The organism is Rhizorhapis sp. SPR117, assembly GCF_021742065.1.
Window position 1 is genome coordinate 1 of the sequence record NZ_JAKKIE010000228.1, and the last position, 561, is coordinate 561.

The 561-nt window shown below is 58.8% G+C and carries 1 protein-coding gene; it reads left to right on the forward strand.

All coding sequences use genetic code 11. From position 1 onward, the window contains the following. The coding region (locus L3X40_RS22130) for a DUF6878 family protein (protein WP_338331170.1) at positions 1–473 on the forward strand (473 nt) is incomplete at its 5' end. Positions 474–561: the final 88 nt, after the last annotated feature.

The following is a 561-nucleotide window of genomic DNA, read 5'->3' on the forward strand; positions in this document are numbered from 1 at the left end:
CTCCAATGACGGACGCCCCCCAGCCTGCCATCGACATGGCGGCGATCATGCAACGCTTTTCCCAATGGGAAGCCGATGCGGCAGAACTCGTTCCGCAAAACAAGGCAAGGCTGTTCGCCTGCCTCGCTTCGACGGGCATCACGCCCGTAACCGTCACCTTCGACGGCTATGGCGATAGCGGCCAGATCGAAGATATCGCCGGTTTCATAGGCGATGAGCCGGCCGATCTGCCCGGCAGCACCGTTGAAGTGAAGACGCCGCACCATAGCGCCGACCAGCCGGTCGCCAATTGCCTCTCGGCGAGCGAAGCGATCGAGAACCTCGCCTATGACCTGCTCCGCCAGACGCATTGGGGGTGGGAGAATAATGACGGCGCTTATGGCGAGTTCACCTTCGACGTGACCGCCGGGACGATCACGCTCGACTATAATGAGCGGCTCACCTCGTCCGAAAACTATGCGCACGAATGGTGAGGAGGCGATGATTGTTGATTGTCGCTGAGAAGTGACCCGGTAGCGGCATAAATTTTCACTGAGATTTGACCCATGTTTGAACCACTCC